The sequence below is a fragment of the Paenibacillus sp. PAMC21692 genome (assembly GCF_014303795.1).
Taxonomy (GTDB): Bacteria; Bacillota; Bacilli; order Paenibacillales; family Paenibacillaceae; genus Pristimantibacillus; species Pristimantibacillus agaridevorans.
In genome coordinates, this window is record NZ_CP060293.1 from 6,645,904 (window position 1) to 6,668,673 (window position 22,770).

A 22,770-nucleotide genomic window follows, 5' to 3' on the forward strand; every position below is an offset into this window, starting at 1 on the left:
CGCCTCCTTACAGCTTGTATTCGCTCCAGCGGCTGTCCACCAGCTTCACGATGTCTTCGCGCGGGAATAATTCGTCAGGGTAACCCGGCTTCATCCGCGCGTCGATAACGATCGGCAGTTGATATCCGAAGTGGTGCCGCTTGATTTCCGCTTTGGCATATATATCGTCCGCAGGATTAAATCTTGTGAATACGGTCCACAGGAAGGATGTCTGTCCCTCTGCGATATCGGCATCGTCGGCCAATATAATAAGCGGCCATTCCGTTCCTCGTGCCGACAGACGCTCCAGCAGACGTTCTGCCAGAGCAGGCTCGCGTTCGTAAGATGCCCCGGAGACAACCAGACATCCCTTGCAATATGGTTTCGCGTTCGTAATTTCTTCAATAGCGCCTTCCGTATATTGCGAAGGCAGCTTGCGGATCGGTTCTCCGACGCCAAGCATGACGGCCTTGCTTCCGTGATTAAGTTTGCCGCTTGTGTAGTCGAGCGTATCATGCGACGTTTCGTCGAAGACGAACAAATCGCTTCCCGGCCGGAAGCGCTCCAGGACCGTCTCCATAAGGACGTCGAACCGAGACAGATCGATTGGTTGATCCGTCAGCATCAGGAACTTCGTAAGCGTAAGCTGTCCTTGACCCAGGATGCTAAACGCTGTGGACAGCGCTTCGCGGGAATACGACTCCCGCACAACGGCGGCAGCAAGCGCATGTACGCCTGCCTCCGCGTAAGCCCACAGCTCTCTGACGCCCGGCATGACCATCGGGAATGCCGGAGCCAGCAAGCGCTGCAGGAATTCGCCCAGATAATAATCCTCTTGCCGCGGTTTGCCTACGATAGTGGCCGGATAGATGGCATCCTTACGATGCCACATATGGCTCACCTGGAATACAGGGAAATCATGGACTAGCGAATAATAGCCGAAGTGGTCGCCGAACGGTCCTTCGGGTCTGCGAAGATGCGGAGGCACCTTGCCGCTGATGACAAACTCCGCTTCGGCAGGCATTCGATGGCCGCCTTGCGGATCATTAACGACCGGCAGCTTCTCTCCCAGTATAAGCGACGCCATCAGGAGCTCGGGAAGATGCTCTGGCAGCGGCGCGATAGCCGATGCGATCAATGCCGGGGGGCCGCCCAGGAACACGGATACGGGCAGCGCTTCGCCGCGCTGCTCCGCTTCGTAATAGTGGAAGCCGCCGCCTTTATGTATTTGCCAGTGCATCCCCGTCGTGGAATCGTCGAAAATTTGCATCCGGTACATGCCAAGATTATGTTTTTTGCGCGATTTGAGACTTTCCGTGTACACAAGCGGCAGCGTGACGAACGGACCGCCATCCTCTTGCCAGCTTGTTATAGCCGGCAGACCGGCAAGCGGCTTCGACTTCTTTAATTCGCCAAGGATAGGAGCGTTGCTGTTCGGCACCGTTTTCATTCCGACTTTCATCATATCCCAGATAAGTCCGCGCTCTCCCCAGATCGCCTTCGGCGTCGGAGGCATAATCCGTTCCGTCGCGCCGATAATGGTCTTCATCAACGCCTCCGGCTTGGGACCGAAAGCAAGATCGACGCGGCGATCCGTGCCGAACAGATTAGTAACGACAGGGAAAGGACTGCCCTTCACGTTCGTGAAGAGCAGCGCCTTGCCTTCTTGCTCTATTACTCTGCGATGAATCTCTGCAAGCTCCAGATAAGGATCCACCGGCGCCTCGATAATAGCCAGATCTCCGTCGCGTTTCAATACTTCTATAAATTCGCGCAAGTTCGCGAAAGTCATGCTTGTCCACGTCCTTCCCTCAGCCGCCAGGAACGAATGAGAATATCCATTAATAGTCCGAATAATGCTACGATAATCAAGTTATGAACAAGACTCGTGAAGATAAACCAGTTATCATTGCCTACCGTCGCGGTCAACCATGAGCCGCTCATAATTTGGGCGACTAGCAGCAGCGTTACCCAGCCGGCGGTTTTTGACAGGGACGAGTCCTCTCCAGTCGTTTTGCGAATGTACAGGTACAATCCGGCTACCATTAAGCCGAAAAGGATAGCTCCTACTCTGTGGATAAAGACGATACCAGTCGCGCCAGACAGCTCGGGGATCACTTCCCCGTTGCACAACGGCCAGCCCACGCAGCCGCCGGCTGATTCCGTATGACGGATATAAGCGCCCAAATAAATAATAACATAACAGAAAACCGACGTCGCCAGCGCCCACTTGTACACCGTTCCGGGAACGCGCAGTGGTTTCTCCCGTGCGGGCCGGTTCGCTCGATAGGTCCAAATGACGAGCAGCATGGTAGCGGCGAAAGCGATGATCGAAATGCCGAAGTGAATTGCCATGACCGGAGGCGATTGATACCATTTTACGGCTGCCGCGCCCATCAGTGCTTGAATAACGGTAAATAGAAGCGCTCCGTTTGCATAAAACATCGGCTCTTTGTAAGCCTCGCGGTTGCTGCGGTATTTGCGATACACCGCAATGGTCACTCCTAGCACGAGGATGCCTTCCAAGGCGCTTACGACTCTGTGGGATAATTCGATAGCGGTCTCAAGCGTATAGGCGGGGATAAATTTGCCGTGACACAGCGGCCAATCATCGCCACATCCGCGGCCCGAGTCGGTATTCGTTACTAAAGCTCCGGCTAACAGTACAAGAAGCATTCCGATGCACGATGCAATCGCAAACGCGCGAAAACGGCCGGTTACCATCATTCATCACCTGTTTCCATAAAAGTCCGTATAGATCAGTTCAATTATAGCCATTGGCACGGGCAAAAGCCATGTTGAAAATGTGAACTTGCCGCTTCCGGCAAGGACAGTCACGGGATTGACACAAGCTTGAAGAGCCTTCTTTAAATCACCGCTAAGCTGCCGTGCTTGGCGCGACATATCACGCTATTCGCAAGGAAAGTCCGCATCGGATAACCATGAAGCTCATGGCAAGTTCCGAACGGACTTCCTTTACGCGCGTTTCACATATCGTTAATCGCGATTTACCGACGCGCTAACCTCAATGGCCCTGTCCACGAACTGCTGTATTTCGTCGCGTGACTTGCGAAGCTTGCTGACGAACCGTATCAGCTCTTGTCCCGAATGAAAGGCGATGAAGCTGGGGATGCCCAGTATATTCAGCTCCGAGCACAGATCGGGCAGATCATCGCGGTCAATCTCCACGAACCGCGCGCGGCCTTCATAAAAAGCAATCAGTTCCGGCATGAAAGGATCGATGAAATGGCAATCCTTGCACCACGTCGTCTTGAATACGGCAATGGTCAGCTCCTTGCCCGAGACGGCTTCGCGGAATTCGGAGTCCGTCGTTAGTTTCTGCATGTCGTTTCCTCCTTACTCGCGTGTAATCGTTAATTCCTTCCAATCCTCATACAACGTATTCCACTCGATATCCGCGCCCAGAGCCTCCGCAAGCTTGCGGGCAGGCACATACGTAACGCTGTCGATCGTCATGACGGGGTAAGGCCATACTTCGTCCACGCCGTTTACCTTCACCTTATCGCTGCCAATCTGCATAATGATGCGGGTGTCTGTCAGCTCGTCGTATACGGATACCTGGCGAGTGAGCGAATTGTAGGAGACCGTTGCTCCAAAGGCTTCCGCTACATCTCGGACCGCCACAACCGTGACGTAACCTGGCATAATAATCGGCGGGTTGTAGTAATCATCGGCGAATGCATTATAGGTTTGACGCGTAATATGCAATCTGTTCTTGAGCAGCTCATACAGGTCGGAATCTTCATCTACGTATTGCAAAGCTTCATAACCTTCCATCAACTCCATATCCAGAATGGACAGTGAGTCTTCCGTCACGACAGGGTCAGCTGCCGTAACGGTTCCGTTCACATTCCATTGTTCGGATGATGACTTGACTGTAAAGCCCGTTACAACGGATTCGTAATATTCATCATTTAACGCTTCGCCCAGCTCGTAGTTTAATTCCCACGCCTGCTTGCGAATGTCGAGCTTTGCATCTACATACACATCGGCTTTCAATACTAGCGACTCGTTCAATAATTCGTTCAAGAACTCCTCGTCCTCGGACTCCGTCCATTCCATCTCTTCGCGGGCGGATTCCAGTAGCGTGATGATCTCTTCGACCGCTTCCTCCGCCATCTCGTCGGAGGTTGGCGCATCCAGAACATCGCCTTCGAACGGATTGATCTCTCCCAGCGCTTCCCAGAAGACCGGATTCTCCTCAAGCAGCTTCAGAATGCTGCTGACAGCGTTAGTCAGACCTTCGCGATCATCGATCAGCGCATTCACGTAGGTTTTGGCCCATTCCCAGATGCTCGGTCCGTCCATCGTGAATTGCAGCTTCATCATCGAGACAGGGCTGCCGCCAACCGTCTCTACAACTGGCGCCGCGGTCAGGTTGCTTGGATTCGGCAAGTTATCGATGGCATACCCGCTAACAAAATCCATGATCTGACGACCGACCTCAGTCAACGCCCCCTCTTGCTCCGCGGAGATCCCATTACCCGGATCAGTTTCGATGTCAAACATCGAACCGATTGCTTCGTCAGACAGGTCGAATACGATTGGCGCTGTCACGCCCTCGAGCTCCAGCACCATTGCCGTCTCCGACAGGCGCAGCTTAAATGGAACGTTCAAATCGCTTAAAGATACTTTACCTTCTACCGACATATTGGATTCATCCTCAACAGCGGCGTGGTCAATTGTCAGCTTCACATGAGATAATAAACGATATAAGTCCGCTTCGTCCTCGTCGTATTCCGCAAGCGCTTCTTCATTCAGCCTGAGCTGAAGCTCCAACGACGATTTGCTTTCGCCGGAAGTTACCTTAACCGCATTTTTCAGCACCGCATTCAAATCCAGCCCCGCAATCGCCTGGCAGCCCGTAACGATCATGACCGCCAGAGCAAGAGCGGCAACTGCCGCCCTCTTAAGCAGCTTGTTCTTCATCCCGCTTCTCCCCTTAACTCCATATTGGCATCCCTATAAAACTCTTATTCTCCCATGATTATTCAAGAACAAATCACCCGAAGGTGATCCAAAAACCCAATAATGTCCAGTCGCTCACTGCCTAACGGACATAAAAAGGCCGTCGATTCATTGTGAGTAACTGAGCTGAAACGTTCTGCTTTCGCTAACGGACCTCAGAGCCTCTATTTGCAGCATTTTCGCGGTATTGAAAATCTAACGGACTCAGATGGCGCTATTTGGTGCATTTCCGCCCATTCTATGCGGTTTTGACGTAAGTAAGGTCGTCTGTGTCCGTTACAATTTGAACAGGGCCCATTTTTGCGAAATAGCGACTGTGGTGTCCGTTACGCTCAACCTTTGCTTAACTGCGCTGCCGTCCACAATGAATCGACAGCCTCATAAATGGCGCTATTCTTCGATTGTGAATCTCCTGTCTGATAGGTTTATTCGAGGTTAAAAATCGGACAAACATCAAGAAAATTAATACTATTGTACTAGACTTGGTAAATGCTTGTAAATGATTGGAAAGGGGTTATCGCCAAATTATAATGTCCTGATTAAGCACGAGAAACGATTCGAAGTACTTTCAGGAACGGTTTACGCAGTCGAGCCGGCAATGAAGCTGCATCTTCCGCTGTCACTACCTTAAGAATGACCAGCATCGCGCCATACAACGCCACCACGGCAATGGAAGCGGCAGCAGCTGCGAAGAAGTAGGACAGCTTCGGAATCCAGCTGTCGGTTAAGGACAGCATTCCCGTCTCCGCGCCCCAGCCGCCAAGCGCGGCAACAGCGATGGAGACGAGGTACGGCATCCAGCGTTTGCCGAGTACTTTCAACTTGACTATTCCGTTAATAAAGCGCAGATTCATCATCGTCGTCACGACGAAGCAGACCGTAGAGCCGATGATGAGACCATATACGCCGAGGAACGGCGCAAGCGCGACGCTGACGACTACCTTCAATACTAATCCGATCAGCGTATGCCGCATGGAGATTCGTTGCTTGCCCATCCCGTAAAGAATGGAGTTCGTTGTCATCATCGTAATCTGCAGAATTGTTCCGGCCGCAAGCGCGGCTACCGCGCCGCTGCCCGTAGGGCCGGATCCGTCTTCCGGCAGCGGAAAGAGCACTCCGATGATGGAGTATGCCGCTACCGTGAACAAAAGCGCGAGCGGTACGCCCGTGAAACATACAACCCGCATAACGACGGATGCCTGCCGCTGCACCTCGCCCATATTCTTAAGCTTGTAGGCAGCGGCAATGACGGGAATAAGCGAAGAACCGAGTGCGATTGCCAAAATAGGCGGAATGCCCGCAAGCGATATTGCCTTGGCTCCGAAGTCGGCTAACGCTTCGATTCCTGCTTCGGCCGAATAGAACTCCCCCGTCAGTCTAAGGAATAACGTCTGGTCGAATGCAAAAATCAGATTGATCGCTGTGGAAGTTACCAAGGCGGGCAAAGACATCTTGAAAATTTCAGCGTATATCGACCGGAAGCGAAGATCGGAGGATACGCTCGAAACACTTCTGGAGCGCATGAGCGCAGCGGCTGCCTCGCCATTGAACCGAGGCGTCGTCGATGCATCTTGCACCTTCAGCTTCCGCGCGAATCTCAACATAACCGCAAAGGCGCCGATTGCTCCGAACACGCTGCCGAACGTAACCGTAGCGGCCACCCAATTGTCGCCCCAGTCGAGCGCCAATACGATAAGGCCGAGACCGATGCCGAGACCGACGCGAAGCAATTGTTCCACGATCTGCGAAGTCCCGCCTGCCGTCATGAATTGCCTGCCTTGGAAGTAGCCCCTCATCATCGCGATAACGGGAAAAACTAACAATGCGGGAGCGATAGCGCGTACGGAAAGCATGGTGTATTCTTCTTTCGAGACCACCGCAAAAACGGGGGCAAGCGCAAACAGCGCCACGGCAAGAATAAGCCCGGATACGGCTCCGAACACAAGCGCGGCATGATAGATTCTTCTGGCCTCGCCTTCCTTGCCGAGCGCATATCGCTCCGATACCATCTTGCTGATGGCGCTCGGGAAGCCTGCAGTAGCAACAAGCAGAAGCACGAGGTAGATGGAATTGGCGGCATTGAAGGCAACCATGCCTTTGTGGTCTAACATGTAGGCCAATGGTATTTTTTGGAACAGCCCCAGGAATCGAGCTATCAGCGCAGCTGCCGCAAGGATAATCGTGCCTTTGATTAATGTGTCTTTTTTTACCATGCTTTTCTTTCCATTCTCCTTAACCCTGGTTAGGCGTCTTGCCGCCGATTGGTTCTAGCGGCTGATGGTTGCCTCGTACTGGCGCGGCAGCGCGCGATGGAGCCGCCCAACGGATGCCATTCTGAATGACTTGCAGAATTTGCGGATTATAATAGGTCGGGAATGTCTCGTGTCCAGGGCGGAAGTAAAAAATTTTGCCTTGACCCCTGCTGAACGTGCAGCCGCTACGGAATACCTCGCCGCCCTCGAACCAGCTTACGAAGATCAACTCGTCCGGAGCCGGAATATCGAAGTGCTCGCCGTACATTTCTTCATGGTCCAGCGTTATGTACTCCGGCAAACCTGCGGCGATGGGATGCGCCGGATTTACGACCCAGATCCGTTCCTTCTCGTTCGCTTCGCGCCACTTCAGATCGCAGCCGGTCCCCATCAGCTTCTTGAATATCTTGGAGAAGTATTCCGAATGGAGAACGATCAGCCCCATGCCTTCCAATACGCGCTGCTGAACACGGTCGACGATGGCGTCTTCGACCTTGTCGTGGCCCATATGGCCCCACCAGATCAATACGTCCGTATTGTTCAGACGTTCTTCCGTCAGGCCATGCTCCGGCTCTTCCAGCGTAGCAGTAGCAAGCTCGATGTCCGCTGCCGCAAGCCCCTTCGCCAGTGCCTCATGAATGCCGTCCGGGTACACGGTCTTCACTTCATCATGAATCTTCTCGTGCAGGAATTCATTCCATACCGTAACTTTAACCATGTCTCTAACCGCCTTCTATGTGGGGTTGAACTACCTTATTAGAATACTAGCCAAAGGATGAACAGGATGATCATAACCGCTTGCAGGATGACCTTCACTACGACGCTTGTAAATAAACCTACTAGCGCTCCCCAGCCTGCTTTGAGCGACTGCTCGACGTTTTTGCCCGCGATCAGCTCGCCGATGACCGCTCCCGCGAACGGCCCGATGATAAGTCCGAACGCCGGGATGACGAACGGACCTGCGATAATGCCGATCGTACTGCCGATGACGGACGCCTTCGTCCCTCCAAACCGTTTGACTCCCCATGCCGAGACCGCGTAATCCGCAACGAACAAGACGACGACAATCAGCGTCTGGATCGTCCAGAAGATCCAATCGAAGTCTCCGAACGAGAAGAACCAGCCGTAGACGAAGAAAGCCGCATAGATCGCAAGAACTCCCGGAAGCACGGGGTAGATTGCCCCCGCCATGCCAACGACAAAGAGCAGAACGATTAGCGACCAGCCTAGAATATCCATTACGATTCGCCTCCGAATATGTACTTCTTGATTATTTCGGCGACTCCGTTCTCATCGTTCGTCAGCGTAACGGCATCCGCCGCCTCCTTCACGACCTGCTGTGCGTTGCCCATCGCCACGCCTAATCCGGCTTCGCGTATGGCCGCGATATCGTTTAGACTGTCTCCCGCAGCGATAACCTGGCCCATTTCGATGCCGAGCAGAGCGCATAATTCTCGCAGGGCGCTGGCCTTGGATACGCCCAGTGGATTAAGCTCGATATTATGGGGAGAAGAGTTGGTAATCTCGAAAGCTCCCCATGTGTTCGTCTCTGCCAATATGGCTTCCCTTGCCCGGTCGTCCTCGGTGTAATAGCCAAACTTGAGCCAGTGGAAATCCTCGTACTTTTCGTCTAGCCCGAACCAGCGCTCCTTGTTGTAGATCCGCTGGGTCGTATACGCCCAGTACCATACCTCGGGATACTGGAGCGCCAGCTCATGCAGCCGCTGCACGTAGATGGAGCTTAGCTCCGTGCGTTTATGCAGCACATGCGGACGCGACCACACCTCGCCTCCGTTGACCGTTATCATCGGCGTAGTCAGGCCTAGCTGCTCGGCAAAAGGCAGCGCGCTCTCGAAGCCCCGACCCGTCGAAAAGCTGACGATGACGCCGGCATCCAGCGCCTTACCAATCCATTTCGCGTTCTCTGCGCTAATCTCGGAAAGCTCATTAAGCAGCGTTCCGTCCATATCCAGCGCAAGCAATTTATAATTCGTCATGATGTCAACTCCTTCATTCGCACACCTGCCTATTTTATCACAAATCGGGGAGAAACCAAATGCTGGGGAAGATAAAAAGAGATGTTCCGCCCTTGCTCGATAACAAGGATGAAACATCTCTGCAAATTATGATAGGTCCCGTATTTAGACCGCTCCCGCCCCGTTGGCAGTCGTCTCGGCCGCCAGCTTGCGCTGTCGAAGTCTTCGGCTGATCAAGCCGTGCGATGGAGACAGCAGGAACGCCGCCACAAATAATAGTCCAGCCGCGCATACGATGCAACCCGCAATGGAGGCGTCCAGAATAATGGATGCGCCATAACCTGCGAACGTGCTGGCAACGCCAACCGCTATGCTAAGCGCGATCATCATGCCCAACCGATCCGTCAGCAGGTATGCGGTGGAAGCCGGGATGATGAGCATGCCCACGACAAGGATGGCGCCGACGCTCTCGAAGGAGCTTACCGTTGCCATGGAGACGAGCCCCATCAGGATGTAGTGGAACAGAGCAACCGGAATGCCGATGGCCGCGGCCAGCGCCGGATCGAATGCGCACAGCTTGAACTGCTTGTAAAACAAACCGATAACGGCAGCGATCGCGATCAGCGTAACTCCCAGCAGCCAAACGGCCTTCGGTCCCATGCTGACGCCGCCGACCTCCCATAGATTCCAGTGCACGAACGCAATTTCGCCATACAAAATAGCATCCTGATCGAGATGCACCTGTCTGGCGAACAAGCTCACCAGAATAACGCCGATGGCGAACAGTGCCGTGAACACGACGCCGATAGAAGCGTCGGATTGAATGCCGCTTCGCTGGAACAGTCCGATCAGGAACGTCGTCAGCAATCCGAACAGCAGCGCCGCGAACATCATGACCAGCGAATCTCGCGTACCGCTGATAAGAAACGCGATCACGATGCCGGGCATTACCGAATGGCTGATGGCATCGCCGATCATCGCCATCTTGCGGAGTACGAGGAATACGCCGACGATGCCGCAGCACGCCGCTACAAGGCTGCCCGTTAGCAAAATCCAGAAGTCGCTCATCCTGCCGTCTCCCCTTTCATTCGGTCCCCGGACGCCGTATGAAGAACTTCATTCTCCTTCAGGAAACTTCGCTTTACTCTCGCCTGTAAGATGCGTTTCGCAAGAAGTCCCCGCTCCGGCCCGAGCAGCACGGACAGGACGAACACCGCTGTCGCAGCCAGCACCGTGACGGGGCCGGTCGGGAGGTTCGACACGGAGGAGCTGATCCAGGTACCAAGCGCTCCGCTCAGGGCGCCGAAAGCGCCAGACAGAATGATCATCGTGCCCAGCCGGTTCGTCCAGTAACGAGCGGATACGGCTGGCGTTATCAACAGCGCGGCGATCAATACGACTCCCACAGCCTGAACGCCGGCCACGACCGCGACCACGACCAGCAGCATAAGAAGCTGCTCCAGCAGACCAACGTTATACCCGAGTCCCTTCGCGAAGCCGGGATCGAACGAGATAAGCTTGAATTGCTTAAACAATAGCGCGCATATCGTCACGAGAAAGGCGGACATAACCGACATCGTCATGACGTCGGAGCCAACCATGGCTGCCGCCTGGCCGAATAAAAACTTGTCGAGGCCGGCCTGATTGCCATAATCGCCATGCTGGATAAAGGTCAGCAGCACGATTCCCAGACCGAAAAACGAGCTAAGGACGATACCGAGAGCGGCATCCTGCTTCAGCCGGGAGTGACGGGTAATGTAGCCGATGCCAAACGTCGCTACGATGCCGGCGAGGGTTGCACCGATCAGGAAGATGCCGATGGACTTGACGCCGGTCAGCATGAAGGCGATGCAGATGCCTGGAAGCGCCGCATGGGCAAGCGTATCGCCGACCAGACTTTGTTTCCGCAAATAAGTGAAGCTGCCGATCACGCCAGAGCTTAATCCAAGCAGCATGCAGCCGAAGAAGATCCAACGCATGTTGGGATCGGCCAGCATCGTAAAGAAATTGCTCATGACCGCCCACCCCCGCCGCCTGCGCCAGAGACGGCAAGCGATCCGGGATCGAGGAACGAGAGTCGCCCTCCGTAAGTGTGCTGGAGCTGTTCCTGCGTAAATGTCGTTTCGGTCGGTCCGAATGCTTGCAGCTCCACGTTGAGCAACAGCACGGAATCAAAATATTGTTTTACGGTCGCCAAGTCGTGATGGACCACAATAACCGTCTTGCCTTGCCGCTTCAATTCCTGCAACAAGGTAATAATCGCCTTCTCCGTCGCTGCGTCGACTCCCGCGAACGGCTCATCCATGAAGTACAGCTTGGCGTCCTGCACCAGCGCCCGTGCCAGGAAGACACGCTGCTGCTGACCGCCGGACAGCTGGCTGATCTGCCGATCGGCGAAATCAGCCATGCCGACCTTGCTCAGGCAATCGAGCGCGAACGCCTTCTCCTTCGCGCCGGGACGTCGAAACCATCCCAACCTGCCGTATGTGCCCATTAAGACGACATCAAGCGCATTGGTAGGGAAATCCCAATCGACCGATTCGCGCTGCGGCACGTAACCGATCAGTTTGCGCTGGCTCTTCAGGCTTTTGCCATACACAAGCACTTCTCCGCCGATCGCAGGAATGAGCCCCAGTGCCGCCTTGATCATGGTCGATTTGCCCGCGCCGTTAGGTCCGATAACGCCGATCAGCTCGCCTTCGTTCACCTCGAAGGTGACGCCCCGCAGCACCGGCTTCTTCTGATAGGCTACGCTTAGCCCGTTTATCGCAAGCGGCGAGGCGCCCTGCGTCGCCGCCGCGGATGCTCTTGGAATCGCATTAGATATGCTCATCGCACTCGTTCCTTTCGTCTGTCGCCAGCGCCTCGCCTTCAAGCTACTTCAATGCGCTGACAATCGTATCTACGTTATGTCTAACCATTCCGATATAAGTACCTTCCACGGTGCCGGGATCACCCATGGCGTCAGAATACAGCTGGCCGCCGATCTTCACCTCGTGTCCCAGCTCCTTCGCGCCTTCGATCACGGATTCGATCGACTTGGAGGAGACGCTGGATTCGATAAATACAGCATTGATTTCGTTCTCCACCAGGAAATCCCGCAGCTTGCTTACATCCTTGGAGCCGTATTCCGACATCGTGTTCATGCCTTGCAGTCCCTTCACCTGCAATCCATATGCTTCGCCGAAGTAGCCGAAAGCGTCATGGGCGGTTACCAGTATACGGCTTTTCTCCGGAATTTGTGCAATCTGCTGGATCGCGTAAGCGTCCAGCTCCTCAAGCTCCGCGAGATAGGCCGCTGCCTGAGTCTCGTAATAATCGGCGCCTGCAGCATCCTTCTCCTTAAACGTATCTCTGACCACCTCAACAGCCGACATCCACAGCTTGACGTCAAACCAAATATGCGGATCATGCGTCCCGCCGCCGGCAACGCTGGAGTCGCCATGAAGCAAGGACTCGTCGATGTATTTCGATACGGCTACAACCGGCTTGCTGTTTTCCAGCTTCTCGAAAATTTCTCCCATCTTTCCTTCCAGGTGTAGTCCGTTATAAAAGATGATGTCGGCTCCATCCAGCTTCTTAACGTCGCCTTGCGATGCCTTGTATAGATGGGGATCGATTCCCGGACCCATCAGCCCCGTTACGGAGACACGATCGCCGCCTACCTCAGCCGCAATATCCGCAATCATGCCTGTCGTTGCGGTAACAACAATTTTGCCGTCTCCGCCCGTCATCGTGTTTCCTTCGCTTCCGCAAGCAGCTAATGCAATAGCCGACACCGTCAAGAACAGCAGCGTCATTATAAACCTTCTCATCGCGGAATTTGTTTTTGCCGTTTTCTTCATTCCGATTCCTCCACCTTTATCGTTTTTTACCCGGGACAATCTTCTTTCCCTCAGTAATAAGATTTTATTCAGCGCCTCTTTTTTTATAATACACAAAATTGTTTCCGTAGTGCAACATTTATTTTTAAAAGGGACATCAGCGGGATAATAAAGAACAGAAAAAACGGCTGCAAATCGGCATCGTTATACCGTTTGCAGCCGTCTCTCGTATTCTCGATATTACTGTTCGTTGCCCGCAGGCTGGTCCGTGCCCGCGACATTTGTTTCTTCTCCGCCCGTGCCAGTTGCGGCATTGCCGCCGGCAGCTGCGCCGAACAACTTCGCAGCCAGAGCCTTGTTAGGCGTGCCCGCGAGGCCAAACTCCGCGTCATAAGCATCGAAGATTTGGCGTGCGATTGGAGCCGCGCCGTAGCCGCCAAAGCCCCCGTCAGGTATAACGACGGCTACCGCCAGCTTCGGATTGTCGGCAGGCGCGTACGCGATAAACACCGCGTTCTCCGCGCGGCGCTTGGATACATCCTGCTCGGATGTTCCCGTCTTCCGCCGGAACTCGTGACCGAAGTCTTCGAAACCTTGTACGCTAACCTTTTCCATTCCCGTCTCGATTTCCTTCCAATAAGCCTCCGGAATATCGATCGAATTAAGTACGACAGGCGTATACCCCTCAACCAGATTGCCGTCGGAATCTTTGATTTCGTTAACGAATTGCGGCTTCATCCGATTCCCCCTGTTCGCAAGCATAGCCGTATATTGAACAAGCTGAAGCGCCGTATAACGCCCCTGCTGCCCAAACGAAGCTTGAATCAGAGCGGATTGGGGGCTGCCCACCTCCGCCTCATGGAAATACTCGATAACGCCGCGAATTTCGTTAGGCAATCCGCTTTCCGTCGAAACGCCCAAGCCGAACTGCTTCATGTAGTCGTCCCAAATCTCTACGCTGGACTTCCCGTTTACTGAACCTCGTCTAAATAATTTGTCTCCCACCATGGCCGCCATGAACGGGTTGGAGGAATGGGCGATGGCGCGGGACCCGTCGATAGGGCCGTAAGATTTGTTCTGGGAATTTCGGATATACGTTTCATAACCCTTCTTGCCGTACGTGAACAATCCATTGTCGTTGAACACTGTCGATGGAGTGAACAATCCTTCATTAAGACCGATGAGCACCGATAGCGGCTTCAACGTCGAGCCTGGCGGCAGAATCGAAGAAGGATGCTGGTCGCGTTCCGCCTTTGTTTCATAAGGACCATACACCGTCCGGATGGTGCCGTTAGGAAGCACGTTGCCGAAGTTCTCGTAATCCTCCGGACTTATCCGACCGCCGGCCCAGATGTTGGGGTCGTAATCGGGCATGCTCGCCATCGCGACAACCTTGCCCGTATCGACCTCCATCGCTACAGCGAAACCCGTTTGGGCGTACGGCGCCCGTTCGTATTTGTTGGGTGACGTCCGGATTTTCTCCAGATGCGACATGATCGACTTCTCGGTATGAAGCTGTACGTTTTTGTTGATGGTCAGGAACAGATCGGAGCCCTTCTCGGGATTGGTAATTTGCATGGGACCGATAATCTGCTCCTGGTTGTTGACGGGATACGATTTTAAGCCGTTTTTACCGCGAAGCACGTCTTGGTACATAAACTCCAGGCCATCGAGCCCGACTTCTTCTTCCTCCAAGTACTTGAGCTGAGGATCCTTCTCTTCCATCTTCTTGGTATAGAACTCGTTATTGACCCGCACACCTTTATATTTCTTTAAATATCCGACCAGTTGCACCGCAATCGAGCTCGTATCGTAATTGCGGACGCTCTCCTCCATAATATCGACGCCGGTAAAGGTCGTTCGATTCTCCATAAAGTAGGCGACTTCTTCCTTGCTCAGGCCAGACTTGATCCGGCGCGGCGTGGAGATGATGTTCCTGGTGAAGCCGAGGTCCATCTGCCAGATAATGTCGTCGAACGTCATCGTTTTCTCGGGATCGCCGAGTTCTTTAAAGATGGCCTCCAGCTGCTTGGCCGTTTCCTCAGCCTTGACATCGAAACCTTTGCCGGGCTGAATGCTGTAATAAAGCGATTGGGTTGATGTGGAATATGCGATGGGATATCCTGTCGAATCGTAGATATTGCCGCGGATCGGCGCAATAGCGTCATTGCGCGTACTCTTTCGCAGACCTTCCGCGCTGAGCGTCGGTCCTTCGACGAATTGCAGCACCGCCAGCCTGACGATCAGCAGACTGAATAAGGCGAACGTAATGAAAAAAAAGAAGTTCAGGCGGAACGAGAAGTTGCGCCGATTGTCGATCTCCCGCTTTTGCGGATCGTCTTGCATGAATGCCCACTCCCTTCATGCAGACCTGCCAGCCTGCATGTTAACCTTTTTGTTTCGCTTGCTCGATAAATGTTCGAATCGTCTCGTCCACTTGAAGTGTAATGGAAGGCGTTCCTTTGACGGATACCTTGACTTCGTTATCTCCGGCTTTGCCCGTCAGCTCCACATTCGTCGTCTTAATCGTAAACGTGCCGTCCGCGTTCGTTTTGTACTCCGCATTCTCCGCTTCGCCGATCATCAACGATACAGCTTCTTGCTTGACCGTGTCCACCACTTTCGTGCCTATCTCTTTAACATCATCCAGCGAATAGCCGCTGTACAGCACGACCCCGATAATGATGACGGCGGCCAGCGCCCACTTCACCATTGTCTTTACAACGCGAATGACAATGAGAAGAACGACTAGAGCGATAACGAGCACAAGCCAATTTTCTTGAAAAAAGGTCGTCCATGTCTCGGTATCATACGAAGAAAAATCCAAAAAATTCATAGGGAACCCTCCTTATTATATCTCTACCACATATGCGCTACCAAATATTATAGCCTACGGAGGAGGGGGGCGTAAACGGCATTGCCCGAAACGGGAGACATATCTTGTCCGGGCAGGGCGTACAAGTAGTTAAAGTGATAGCAAGGAGGAGCCGCCTTTGAAAACCGCTTTGTGGCTGTATTTATTTCTGTTCGTCGCTTTCTTCGACTTGCATGCCCAATATCCGATCCTGACGCCGTTTGCCATCTCAATCGGAGCTGCCCCGTCATTTATCGGTCTCATGATGGGCATGTATTCCATCACGCATTTGCCGGGCAATGTATTAGCCAGCTACGGCGTGGACCGTTACGGCAGCCGGTTGTTCATCGTCTTCAGTCTGCTTGGAGCCGGGGTCATCCTTCTGTTCCAGGCCTACGTGACGGATCCGTGGCAGCTGCTATTGCTGCGTTCCGTCAGCGGCTTTGTACTTGCGTTCCTCTCTCCCGCCTGCCTCTCCTTGCTGGCGAGACTGACCAATGATATTACGGAGCAAGGCAAGCTGATGGCAGGCAACGGACTTGTCCATACGCTCGCCTCCGTCGTCTCGCCCGCAGCGGGAGCATACCTCGTCGCCAAGATCGGGTTCTCCACCGCCTTCACGATTTTGGGTTGGGTGCTGATCGGCACGGCGATCTGCGCGCTCGTGTTCATTAAGGAGATTAACGGCAAGCTGAACAGGGTGCCGCCTCCGGAAGCAAATTCTATCGGTACAGCTGCATCTCCCGCGCAATCCTTGCCGATTCCTTGGCTCATCTATTTGCTTCCGGTTGCCTTTAGCTGCGCTCAGGGCATCCTCTCTTTCGAGCTGCCGCTGCTCGCTAAGAACCGCGAGGCAATGATGACGACCGGTCTGTTGTTCTCCGTTGTCAGCATTGGAGCGCTTATTACGCTCAGCATGCTGTTTCTTAATCGTCTGTCCGCCTTTCAACGAACGTTATGGGGCGCTTTAAGCCTGGCGCTTATTTATTTTGGCATGGCTGCAGACGTGCCGCTTCCGTTAGCGGTCATGCTGCTGTTCGTCGGAATGGCGAAGGGCGTTATTTTGCCGGCATTGTCTACGCTGTTGATCGAATTGAGCGGCGGGACGAAATACGGCAGAACTTTTTCGGTGCTTTCCATCGCCTTTTCAGTCGGAGCCTTTCTCGGCCCTATGCTGGCAGGGCAACTTCGCGATCAGGTATCGCCGTATTACATCGCCTTTATAGCACTCATGCTGGCACTGGCGCTGCTGCCGTTCTACCGGTTTCGCGTAATTGTGCCGAACACCCATTTTTCCAAGACTGGGTAATCGCACAGGGCATTCGTCTCCTCCGCTCATAGGATGGGAGTATCAGGCGGCAATCGACCAGAGGCTCCGGCTCACTCAACAAGCCGTCCGATGTTAACGCTAGCGTAGAGGGGTGACTCCATAATGACAGGCGCAGGCAGAGGTTTGGGGGGCTACGGTAACAACAACGTAGGCACTATTCTAGTATTGTTTATCTTGCTCGTAATCATCGTATGTGCCGGATTCTGGTAATCCGCATCTAACGGAGTGTTCACGCGATAAGGCCGCCGCAGCGCATAATGTTTGCGTCGCGGGCGGCCTTGTATCTTTGAAGCGGCATCTAGGAAACGGCATCTTAGAAAAACTTACGAACTCTTATGTGGTAAACTGGAGCTAATATTTCGTGTTCAAAATGTTCGTCTGAAAGGGGATTAACTATGGATCCGTACATAGCCATCGTGGTTGAGGGCAAAAACGACAGAAGCAAGCTGCGCCGCGTGCTCGATGAGCGCGTGCCGATTCTGTGCACATACGGGACGCCCGGCACCTCTCAGCTGGAGAACCTGCGCAAAGAAGCCGGCGACCGACATATCTTCGTCTTTACGGACAACGATTCGTCCGGCCGGCGCATACGCGGCATTTTAAGCGATCTGTTCCCCGATGCCGAACACATCTATACTCGGCGCGGATATTACGGAGTTGAGAATACGCCCGAAGAATATTTGATCGAACAACTGGAAAAGGCGGGACTAGACGCATACATCCTGTATCCTGCGTCCAATCCCGCCCCGAACTGGGACAAATTCTGATATGGAAGTTCCTTTTTGATATTCCAGTCAACTTCAATTACTTAAGCAGTCTGTCGACCTGGTCTACGATATCATTTGCGGTTAGATTTTCGTCGCTGCCTTTAATCAGTTGACGGATTTGGTCATTTTGGTCGATTAGAGCGATGAGGTTCATATGGGAGAACGTTTCGCCGCCTGGATCCTTCATAACCGATATCCTCATCTCGCTGGCCAGCTTAATTGTTTCATCCCCGTCGCCCCTTAGAAAGTGCCAGCCGTCGCCCAACTCGGCCGAGGTGCGTTCCGCGAAATTGCGAATGACTTCCGGCGTGTCCCTCTCCGGATCGAACGTGATGGAGATGAGCTCGACATCCGTTCCGAGTTTGCCTTGCTCACGAAGTTTCTCCTGAGCTTCCGCCAACAGGAATGTCGTAGGCGGGCACACATCCGGGCAGTTCGCGAAGTAGTAGTACACGAGCCGTACTTTCCCACTCGTCGATGCTAGAGATACAGGTTTGCCGTCGATATCGTTTATCTCGAAAGCCGGAGCTTGCTTGATTACGGGCAACGGCGCTTCCGGCTTCCAAACATAAGTAAATAATAAATAGATGCCCATCACCGCGCATAATGCCAGTACGGCGATCTTGAAAGCATGTTTGCGTAAAAATGCCACTTCCAGTCCACCTTCCATGAGGCTTTGCCTGTCCTTAAATTACTTCACCGTATTCGCAATCATCGCGACAAAGACGATCATCAAATAATTGACCGAGATCAAGAAATTGATCTTAGCCCACTTCTCCGTATCCTTCGTCATCAGTCCGCTGATGGTATGTACAAGCCATACGACGCTCAGCGCCGCGGAAATAATCAAGAAATAAATGCCGGCGTATCCATACGTGTATAACAATACAACAGTTGGCAGCAGAAGCAGTACGTAAGGAATCATCTGAAGCTTTGTCCTCTTGATGCCTTTGACAACCGGCAGCAGCGGGAAGCCCGCTTCCCGATATTCTTCAACCCTTCGAATAGCTAGCGACCAGAAATGCGCCGGCTGCCACAGGAACAACAGGGCGAACAGCAGCCACGCCCCTGCATCCAATTCATTTGTTACCGCGCAGTAACCGATAACAGGGGGCATTGCTCCGGAGACTCCGCCGATCGATGTGCTCCACGTCGAGCTACGCTTTAGCCACATTGTGTAGATGACAATATAGACAAACCAGCCCAACAATCCGAGCAGACCGGTTAATACATCCAATGCAAACAGAGTGGCGAGCCCCGCGATGCCAAGTATAATGCCGTAAGAAAGTACGGCCGTTGGCGACATTCGGCCCATGGGAAGCGTACGATTGCGCGTGCGCTCCATCTTTTGATCCAGCTCGCGATCCCAATAATTGTTTACGACCGTCGCCGAGGCCATTGTCAGCGTCGAGCCGACCAACATCCATAACATGAGCAGGATGTCGAGATCCCATTTGGAAGCTACCCAGAATCCGCCAATCGCAGCGAACATATTTAACCGGAGAAGCCGGGGTTTCGTTAAAGCAATCAAATCCTTAAGCACAGAAGCTAGCCTCCCGAGTTTTACGACAAGACGCCTGCAGCGTCTCTCTATCATTAATGCACCGTTTCTAATCATACCGAAAAATATGGGCGGTGACAATGTTCGCCATCTTTATTCATGAATTCGACACTTGGATGACAATTCCACCCAAATTCGATTTTGTCACCAATTCGCCCATCCTTCCATACATTAACCATGTAGTGTAACGCCTACTCCAAACCAAATCCCAATCAGCATGAACACGCATGAAAGCGAGGACGATTAGAAATGAGTACGTTCGGATACAAGCAACAAGTGAGCACCTCCGACGCAAGCATCGGCTTGACGTCGGCTCCATATGGTTATCAGCCATACGGTTATGGTTACGGATACGTAAACCGTGGCATACAACAAACGCCTTACGGCATGTCCCAGGGAACGATGATGCCGACCAGCGCTATGATGCCTCCCAGCTCCGTTCCCAGCGGATCGTATATGACGCCAGGCGGCGGCAACATGGTTACGTTGCCGGCTATGGAAGAATCCTATGTCGAAAACATTCTTCGCTTGAATCGCGGCAAGCTCGCGACGTTCTACATGACTTACGAGAACAATTCCGAATGGAATGCCAAGATATTTAAAGGAATTATCGAAGCTGCCGGCCGCGATCATATTATTATCAGCGATCCTTCAACAGGTATGCGTTACCTGCTTCTCATGCTTAACCTGGATTACGTCACGTTCGACGGACCAATCAATTACGAGTACCCGTTCCATGGTTCTGTTGTAACACCCAGCACTCCGCTGACGGACACAACCGGCATGAACGGACAATAATCCTTTATCTATCCAGCTCTCTAAGCCAACTGTCAATCGCATGGTTCGTTACCCCTGGACGACGTTGCGCGATGTCTCAGGAAGGCGAATGAGCAGGCTGGAACGTCCATACATGAAGTTTGGCTGAACCGCCAAGTATCATCGGTGTCAATACAGCCCAAGAAGAACGCTCGCTGCAGCGTTCTTTTTTGATTCGCTCTGCCTGTGCAACATCGGCTGCTCTCCAGATTTCGACGAACAAGCCCGGCTGATCCGTCCCCTCGTACAGCTCGACGCCCTCCGTTTCCGTCAATAATAATTTCGTTGCCGCCTCATATTGCTCCTGAAATTCAGGGCTGATCCGATATTCCGCGAAAGTAATAAACATCTGGCGCAAGTCTCCTTTCGATCGTGATAAAGTTATCCCACTTCGGGCGATACTATGCTTAATCGCACATCATGAAGGAGGTTGGCATACCGCCAATGGATACAGGAACACATTTGGTAATGGGTATCGGCTTGGCCGGTCTCGCCGCGGTTGATCCCGTTGTCGCCGCAAGTCCAGTCGTTCACACTGCCGTGCTGCTCGGCACGGTCGCGGGCTCCCAAGCTCCCGATCTCGACAATCTGCTCAGACTCAAGGGGAACGCATGCTACATTCGCAACCATCGGGGACTTTCGCACTCCATTCCGGCCATTCTGATATGGTCGGCAGCGATCACCCTTATTTTGCAGCTGTTTTACAGAGGGAGCCTGCCTTGGCTGCACGTCGGAGGATGGGTACTGCTGTCGGTCGTTCTTCATGTATTCACCGATTTGTTTAATGCATACGGCACCCAAGCCATGCGTCCCTTTAATGAGAAATGGATTTCCTGGAACATTATCCATATCTTCGACCCGCTCATTTTTTCGGCTCACCTAATAGCTATTTTACTGTGGGCAACGGGGCTCGTAAATCCCGCAATTCTGTTTCCGGTCATGTACCTGTTCCTTGCCGGTTATTTCGTCTGGCGGACGTTCGCCGCTAAAGCAACGGTCCGCAGAATTCGCAAGCTTGATGCGAGCCATCGGCCGAAAGATTCGTATTTCGCCATTCCGACCATCTCGATGTCAATCTGGAATATCGTCAAGCAAAGCGAGGACGGCACGTTCTACGTCGGCAATTTAAGGGGGAGCAAGCTTAGTTGGGTCGACAAAGTACGGTGCTCCAGCCATCCTGCAGTCGAGAAGTCCAAGAACGATGCGGCCATCCGTTCTTTCCTTTACTTTACAAGCTTTGCTTGCGCCGATGTCAAGGAGCACTCCTGGGGGTATGAAGTCCGATGGTGCGATGTCAGGTACCGTCACCGCAAGCAATATCCTTTCGTCGCCGTACTTCTTATGAACAAGCAATACGAGACGGTAGGCTCTTATGTGGGCTGGCTGAGCGAGGAGCGGTTGATGAAGCGGCTGCGCATGGATACGTATTAACGTATTAACGTCTTACGTCTTCGGCATGAGCGAAGACGGGGTGATTGACTTAAGCAGGCCCCTTCCCCCACAATGGTAAGGGGCTTTTATTTGGGGGGCTTTCCAAGTCGCTTCCGCCTATCGGACATAAATGACGCTATTCTTCGTTTATTTAGGTTTTAAAAAATCTAACGGACAAACACGACCTTATTGACACCTTCAAAGCACCATTTGGCTTCAATACGACCCAATAGTGTTTTTCCTGTCCGTTAGATTTTGTTTGTTGTTAAAATCGGACAAATAGCGTTGCTGGTGTCTGTTAGATTTTTTAATCCTTTGTTCACAAGTGGACAAGTCTGGGAATCGCATAATTCCCACAATAAAAAAACCCAAGGTTTCCCTTGGGTCTCTGACGATCGCTTGTGTATAATAGTCGCTTAACGGTATCCACCGGACAATTGTTGCTCGGCGATTTGGACAAGCTTCTTCGTGATATAACCGCCAAGCGAACCTGCATCGCGGCTGGTTACATTACCATAATAGCCATCTGCCGGAATTTGAACGCCCAATTCCTGTGCTGCCTCAAGTTTTAATTGCTCCAGTGCTTGCGATGCTTGTGGGACAATAAGTTGGTTGCTACGTGACATCAGGTATTCTCCTTTCGTCCTCTGCACTTGTTTGTGTGTTGCAAGCTTGCAAACTTATTATGTGCACATCTCTGCAAACTATGCTGCAAGCTTCAAAAATATTTTACGCTGTTTCAAAGCGTCAAGGAGAGTTTCTATTATGTCCAAAACATTGTCCATGTTTTTTGCCGTATTGTCCATTTTGTTCATGAGCGCGACGGCGATATCCATCAGTTATAACGGTTGGTTCGTCCTGTTGTTCGGCATGCTGTCGCTCTTTAGCATAGGGGCAGGTTTTATCGTAAAAGCAAAACTTCGACGCAAGGCGGAGAAGGCCCGTAACGGGGAATAAGCCTTCTCCTTTTTTTCTTTTACCGAATAGTTGT

The 22,770-nt window shown here is 52.7% G+C and carries 23 protein-coding genes; 5 read left to right on the forward strand and 18 right to left on the reverse strand.

Translation table 11 applies throughout. The annotated features are described in order from the left end of the window. Window positions 1–7: 7 nt before the first annotated feature. The 14 genes from H7F31_RS27010 to H7F31_RS27075 form a co-directional block, all read right to left on the reverse strand. Window positions 8–1,771 carry a UbiD family decarboxylase gene (locus H7F31_RS27010; RefSeq protein ID WP_108994565.1) on the reverse strand — a complete coding sequence of 588 codons (1,764 nt, stop codon included), beginning with the start codon at window positions 1,769–1,771 and terminating at the stop codon, window positions 8–10. Then, window positions 1,768–2,706: a COX15/CtaA family protein gene (locus H7F31_RS27015; RefSeq protein ID WP_315970527.1), complete on the reverse strand. Its 939-nt coding sequence runs from the start codon at window positions 2,704–2,706 to the stop codon at window positions 1,768–1,770. Before H7F31_RS27015 ends, H7F31_RS27010 begins: the two co-directional genes overlap by 4 nt. A gap of 270 nt (window positions 2,707–2,976) precedes the next feature. Beyond that, window positions 2,977–3,324, reverse strand: a complete 348-nt coding sequence (locus H7F31_RS27020; RefSeq protein WP_187101323.1) for a thioredoxin family protein — start codon at window positions 3,322–3,324, stop codon at window positions 2,977–2,979. 12 nt (window positions 3,325–3,336) lie between these two features. Beyond that, window positions 3,337–4,929, reverse strand: coding sequence for a copper amine oxidase N-terminal domain-containing protein (locus tag H7F31_RS27025; protein ID WP_187101324.1), 1,593 nt, complete (start codon window positions 4,927–4,929; stop codon window positions 3,337–3,339). Window positions 4,930–5,507: 578 nt separating this feature from the next. Continuing rightward, window positions 5,508–7,181: a putative polysaccharide biosynthesis protein gene (locus tag H7F31_RS27030; protein WP_187101325.1), complete on the reverse strand. Its 1,674-nt coding sequence runs from the start codon at window positions 7,179–7,181 to the stop codon at window positions 5,508–5,510. Between the two features lie 19 nt (window positions 7,182–7,200). After that, window positions 7,201–7,938, reverse strand: coding sequence for a ThuA domain-containing protein (locus H7F31_RS27035; protein WP_187101326.1), 738 nt, complete (start codon window positions 7,936–7,938; stop codon window positions 7,201–7,203). A gap of 38 nt (window positions 7,939–7,976) precedes the next feature. Beyond that, complete coding sequence (locus H7F31_RS27040; RefSeq protein ID WP_187101327.1) at window positions 7,977–8,459, reverse strand: DUF456 domain-containing protein; 483 nt, start codon at window positions 8,457–8,459, stop codon at window positions 7,977–7,979. After that, window positions 8,459–9,217 (reverse strand): Cof-type HAD-IIB family hydrolase, encoded by a 759-nt coding sequence (locus H7F31_RS27045; RefSeq protein WP_187101328.1) that lies wholly within the window; start codon window positions 9,215–9,217, stop codon window positions 8,459–8,461. Before H7F31_RS27045 ends, H7F31_RS27040 begins: the two co-directional genes overlap by 1 nt. A gap of 144 nt (window positions 9,218–9,361) precedes the next feature. Further along, window positions 9,362–10,264, reverse strand: coding sequence for a metal ABC transporter permease (locus H7F31_RS27050; protein WP_187101329.1), 903 nt, complete (start codon window positions 10,262–10,264; stop codon window positions 9,362–9,364). Continuing rightward, on the reverse strand, window positions 10,261–11,211 hold the full coding sequence (locus H7F31_RS27055; protein WP_187101330.1) for a metal ABC transporter permease: 951 nt from the start codon (window positions 11,209–11,211) through the stop codon (window positions 10,261–10,263). The genes H7F31_RS27050 and H7F31_RS27055 overlap by 4 nt, the downstream gene beginning before the upstream one ends. Continuing rightward, a complete protein-coding gene (locus H7F31_RS27060; RefSeq protein WP_187101331.1) occupies window positions 11,208–12,029 on the reverse strand; it encodes a metal ABC transporter ATP-binding protein in 822 nt (273 codons plus the stop codon). Before H7F31_RS27060 ends, H7F31_RS27055 begins: the two co-directional genes overlap by 4 nt. A gap of 43 nt (window positions 12,030–12,072) precedes the next feature. Then, window positions 12,073–13,041, reverse strand: a complete 969-nt coding sequence (locus H7F31_RS27065; protein WP_315970528.1) for a metal ABC transporter solute-binding protein, Zn/Mn family — start codon at window positions 13,039–13,041, stop codon at window positions 12,073–12,075. Window positions 13,042–13,260: 219 nt separating this feature from the next. Then, complete coding sequence (locus tag H7F31_RS27070; protein WP_187101332.1) at window positions 13,261–15,366, reverse strand: peptidoglycan D,D-transpeptidase FtsI family protein; 2,106 nt, start codon at window positions 15,364–15,366, stop codon at window positions 13,261–13,263. Window positions 15,367–15,406: 40 nt separating this feature from the next. Continuing rightward, the gene (locus H7F31_RS27075) at window positions 15,407–15,856 is read right to left on the reverse strand and encodes a hypothetical protein (RefSeq protein WP_087570534.1); all 450 of its coding nucleotides are present in this window, start codon (window positions 15,854–15,856) and stop codon (window positions 15,407–15,409) included. A 157-nt stretch (window positions 15,857–16,013) separates the two neighbouring features. Here H7F31_RS27075 and H7F31_RS27080 point away from each other — a divergent pair, with 157 nt between their 5' ends. Both H7F31_RS27080 and H7F31_RS27085 read left to right on the forward strand, forming a co-directional pair. Beyond that, complete coding sequence (locus H7F31_RS27080) at window positions 16,014–17,183, forward strand: MFS transporter (protein ID WP_187101333.1); 1,170 nt, start codon at window positions 16,014–16,016, stop codon at window positions 17,181–17,183. A gap of 416 nt (window positions 17,184–17,599) precedes the next feature. Further along, complete coding sequence (locus H7F31_RS27085; RefSeq protein WP_187101334.1) at window positions 17,600–17,971, forward strand: ribonuclease M5; 372 nt, start codon at window positions 17,600–17,602, stop codon at window positions 17,969–17,971. Window positions 17,972–18,008: 37 nt separating this feature from the next. Here H7F31_RS27085 and H7F31_RS27090 read toward each other — a convergent pair whose 3' ends face one another. Both H7F31_RS27090 and cyoE read right to left on the reverse strand, forming a co-directional pair. Beyond that, window positions 18,009–18,623, reverse strand: coding sequence for an SCO family protein (locus H7F31_RS27090; protein WP_187101335.1), 615 nt, complete (start codon window positions 18,621–18,623; stop codon window positions 18,009–18,011). A 39-nt stretch (window positions 18,624–18,662) separates the two neighbouring features. Further along, window positions 18,663–19,568 carry a heme o synthase gene (gene cyoE / locus H7F31_RS27095; protein ID WP_087570589.1) on the reverse strand — a complete coding sequence of 302 codons (906 nt, stop codon included), beginning with the start codon at window positions 19,566–19,568 and terminating at the stop codon, window positions 18,663–18,665. Between the two features lie 213 nt (window positions 19,569–19,781). Between cyoE and gerQ the strand changes: the two genes are divergently transcribed. Further along, a complete protein-coding gene (gerQ, locus tag H7F31_RS27100) occupies window positions 19,782–20,330 on the forward strand; it encodes a spore coat protein GerQ (protein ID WP_187101336.1) in 549 nt (182 codons plus the stop codon). 76 nt (window positions 20,331–20,406) lie between these two features. On the opposite strand, the gene H7F31_RS27105 is transcribed toward gerQ, so the two are convergent. Beyond that, window positions 20,407–20,697: a hypothetical protein gene (locus H7F31_RS27105; protein WP_187101337.1), complete on the reverse strand. Its 291-nt coding sequence runs from the start codon at window positions 20,695–20,697 to the stop codon at window positions 20,407–20,409. A 95-nt stretch (window positions 20,698–20,792) separates the two neighbouring features. On the opposite strand from H7F31_RS27105, the gene H7F31_RS27110 reads away from it, so the two are divergent. Further along, window positions 20,793–21,779 (forward strand): metal-dependent hydrolase, encoded by a 987-nt coding sequence (locus tag H7F31_RS27110; protein WP_187101338.1) that lies wholly within the window; start codon window positions 20,793–20,795, stop codon window positions 21,777–21,779. A 416-nt stretch (window positions 21,780–22,195) separates the two neighbouring features. On the opposite strand, the gene H7F31_RS27115 is transcribed toward H7F31_RS27110, so the two are convergent. Further along, window positions 22,196–22,405: an alpha/beta-type small acid-soluble spore protein gene (locus H7F31_RS27115; protein WP_187101339.1), complete on the reverse strand. Its 210-nt coding sequence runs from the start codon at window positions 22,403–22,405 to the stop codon at window positions 22,196–22,198. A 139-nt stretch (window positions 22,406–22,544) separates the two neighbouring features. On the opposite strand from H7F31_RS27115, the gene H7F31_RS27120 reads away from it, so the two are divergent. Continuing rightward, a complete protein-coding gene (locus H7F31_RS27120) occupies window positions 22,545–22,736 on the forward strand; it encodes a DUF5325 family protein (protein ID WP_087570527.1) in 192 nt (63 codons plus the stop codon). The last annotated feature ends 34 nt before the right edge of the window (window positions 22,737–22,770 follow it).

What these genes read in the sequence shown, in the direction of transcription:
- H7F31_RS27075 (WP_087570534.1), bottom strand. Translation starts at nt 15,856, where the DNA reads ATGAATTTTTTGGATTTTTCTTCGTATGATACCGAGACATGGACGACC.
- H7F31_RS27085 (WP_187101334.1), top strand. Translation starts at nt 17,600, where the DNA reads ATGGATCCGTACATAGCCATCGTGGTTGAGGGCAAAAACGACAGAAGC.
- H7F31_RS27015 (WP_315970527.1), bottom strand. Translation starts at nt 2,706, where the DNA reads ATGATGGTAACCGGCCGTTTTCGCGCGTTTGCGATTGCATCGTGCATC.
- H7F31_RS27030 (WP_187101325.1), bottom strand. Translation starts at nt 7,181, where the DNA reads ATGGTAAAAAAAGACACATTAATCAAAGGCACGATTATCCTTGCGGCA.
- H7F31_RS27115 (WP_187101339.1), bottom strand. Translation starts at nt 22,405, where the DNA reads ATGTCACGTAGCAACCAACTTATTGTCCCACAAGCATCGCAAGCACTG.
- H7F31_RS27025 (WP_187101324.1), bottom strand. Translation starts at nt 4,929, where the DNA reads ATGAAGAACAAGCTGCTTAAGAGGGCGGCAGTTGCCGCTCTTGCTCTG.
- H7F31_RS27020 (WP_187101323.1), bottom strand. Translation starts at nt 3,324, where the DNA reads ATGCAGAAACTAACGACGGACTCCGAATTCCGCGAAGCCGTCTCGGGC.
- H7F31_RS27055 (WP_187101330.1), bottom strand. Translation starts at nt 11,211, where the DNA reads ATGAGCAATTTCTTTACGATGCTGGCCGATCCCAACATGCGTTGGATC.
- H7F31_RS27120 (WP_087570527.1), top strand. Translation starts at nt 22,545, where the DNA reads ATGTCCAAAACATTGTCCATGTTTTTTGCCGTATTGTCCATTTTGTTC.
- gerQ (WP_187101336.1), top strand. Translation starts at nt 19,782, where the DNA reads ATGAGTACGTTCGGATACAAGCAACAAGTGAGCACCTCCGACGCAAGC.
- cyoE (WP_087570589.1), bottom strand. Translation starts at nt 19,568, where the DNA reads ATGATAGAGAGACGCTGCAGGCGTCTTGTCGTAAAACTCGGGAGGCTA.
- H7F31_RS27110 (WP_187101338.1), top strand. Translation starts at nt 20,793, where the DNA reads ATGGATACAGGAACACATTTGGTAATGGGTATCGGCTTGGCCGGTCTC.
- H7F31_RS27035 (WP_187101326.1), bottom strand. Translation starts at nt 7,938, where the DNA reads ATGGTTAAAGTTACGGTATGGAATGAATTCCTGCACGAGAAGATTCAT.
- H7F31_RS27065 (WP_315970528.1), bottom strand. Translation starts at nt 13,041, where the DNA reads ATGAAGAAAACGGCAAAAACAAATTCCGCGATGAGAAGGTTTATAATG.
- H7F31_RS27040 (WP_187101327.1), bottom strand. Translation starts at nt 8,459, where the DNA reads ATGGATATTCTAGGCTGGTCGCTAATCGTTCTGCTCTTTGTCGTTGGC.
- H7F31_RS27105 (WP_187101337.1), bottom strand. Translation starts at nt 20,697, where the DNA reads ATGTTTATTACTTTCGCGGAATATCGGATCAGCCCTGAATTTCAGGAG.
- H7F31_RS27010 (WP_108994565.1), bottom strand. Translation starts at nt 1,771, where the DNA reads ATGACTTTCGCGAACTTGCGCGAATTTATAGAAGTATTGAAACGCGAC.
- H7F31_RS27045 (WP_187101328.1), bottom strand. Translation starts at nt 9,217, where the DNA reads ATGACGAATTATAAATTGCTTGCGCTGGATATGGACGGAACGCTGCTT.
- H7F31_RS27070 (WP_187101332.1), bottom strand. Translation starts at nt 15,366, where the DNA reads ATGCAAGACGATCCGCAAAAGCGGGAGATCGACAATCGGCGCAACTTC.
- H7F31_RS27060 (WP_187101331.1), bottom strand. Translation starts at nt 12,029, where the DNA reads ATGAGCATATCTAATGCGATTCCAAGAGCATCCGCGGCGGCGACGCAG.
- H7F31_RS27050 (WP_187101329.1), bottom strand. Translation starts at nt 10,264, where the DNA reads ATGAGCGACTTCTGGATTTTGCTAACGGGCAGCCTTGTAGCGGCGTGC.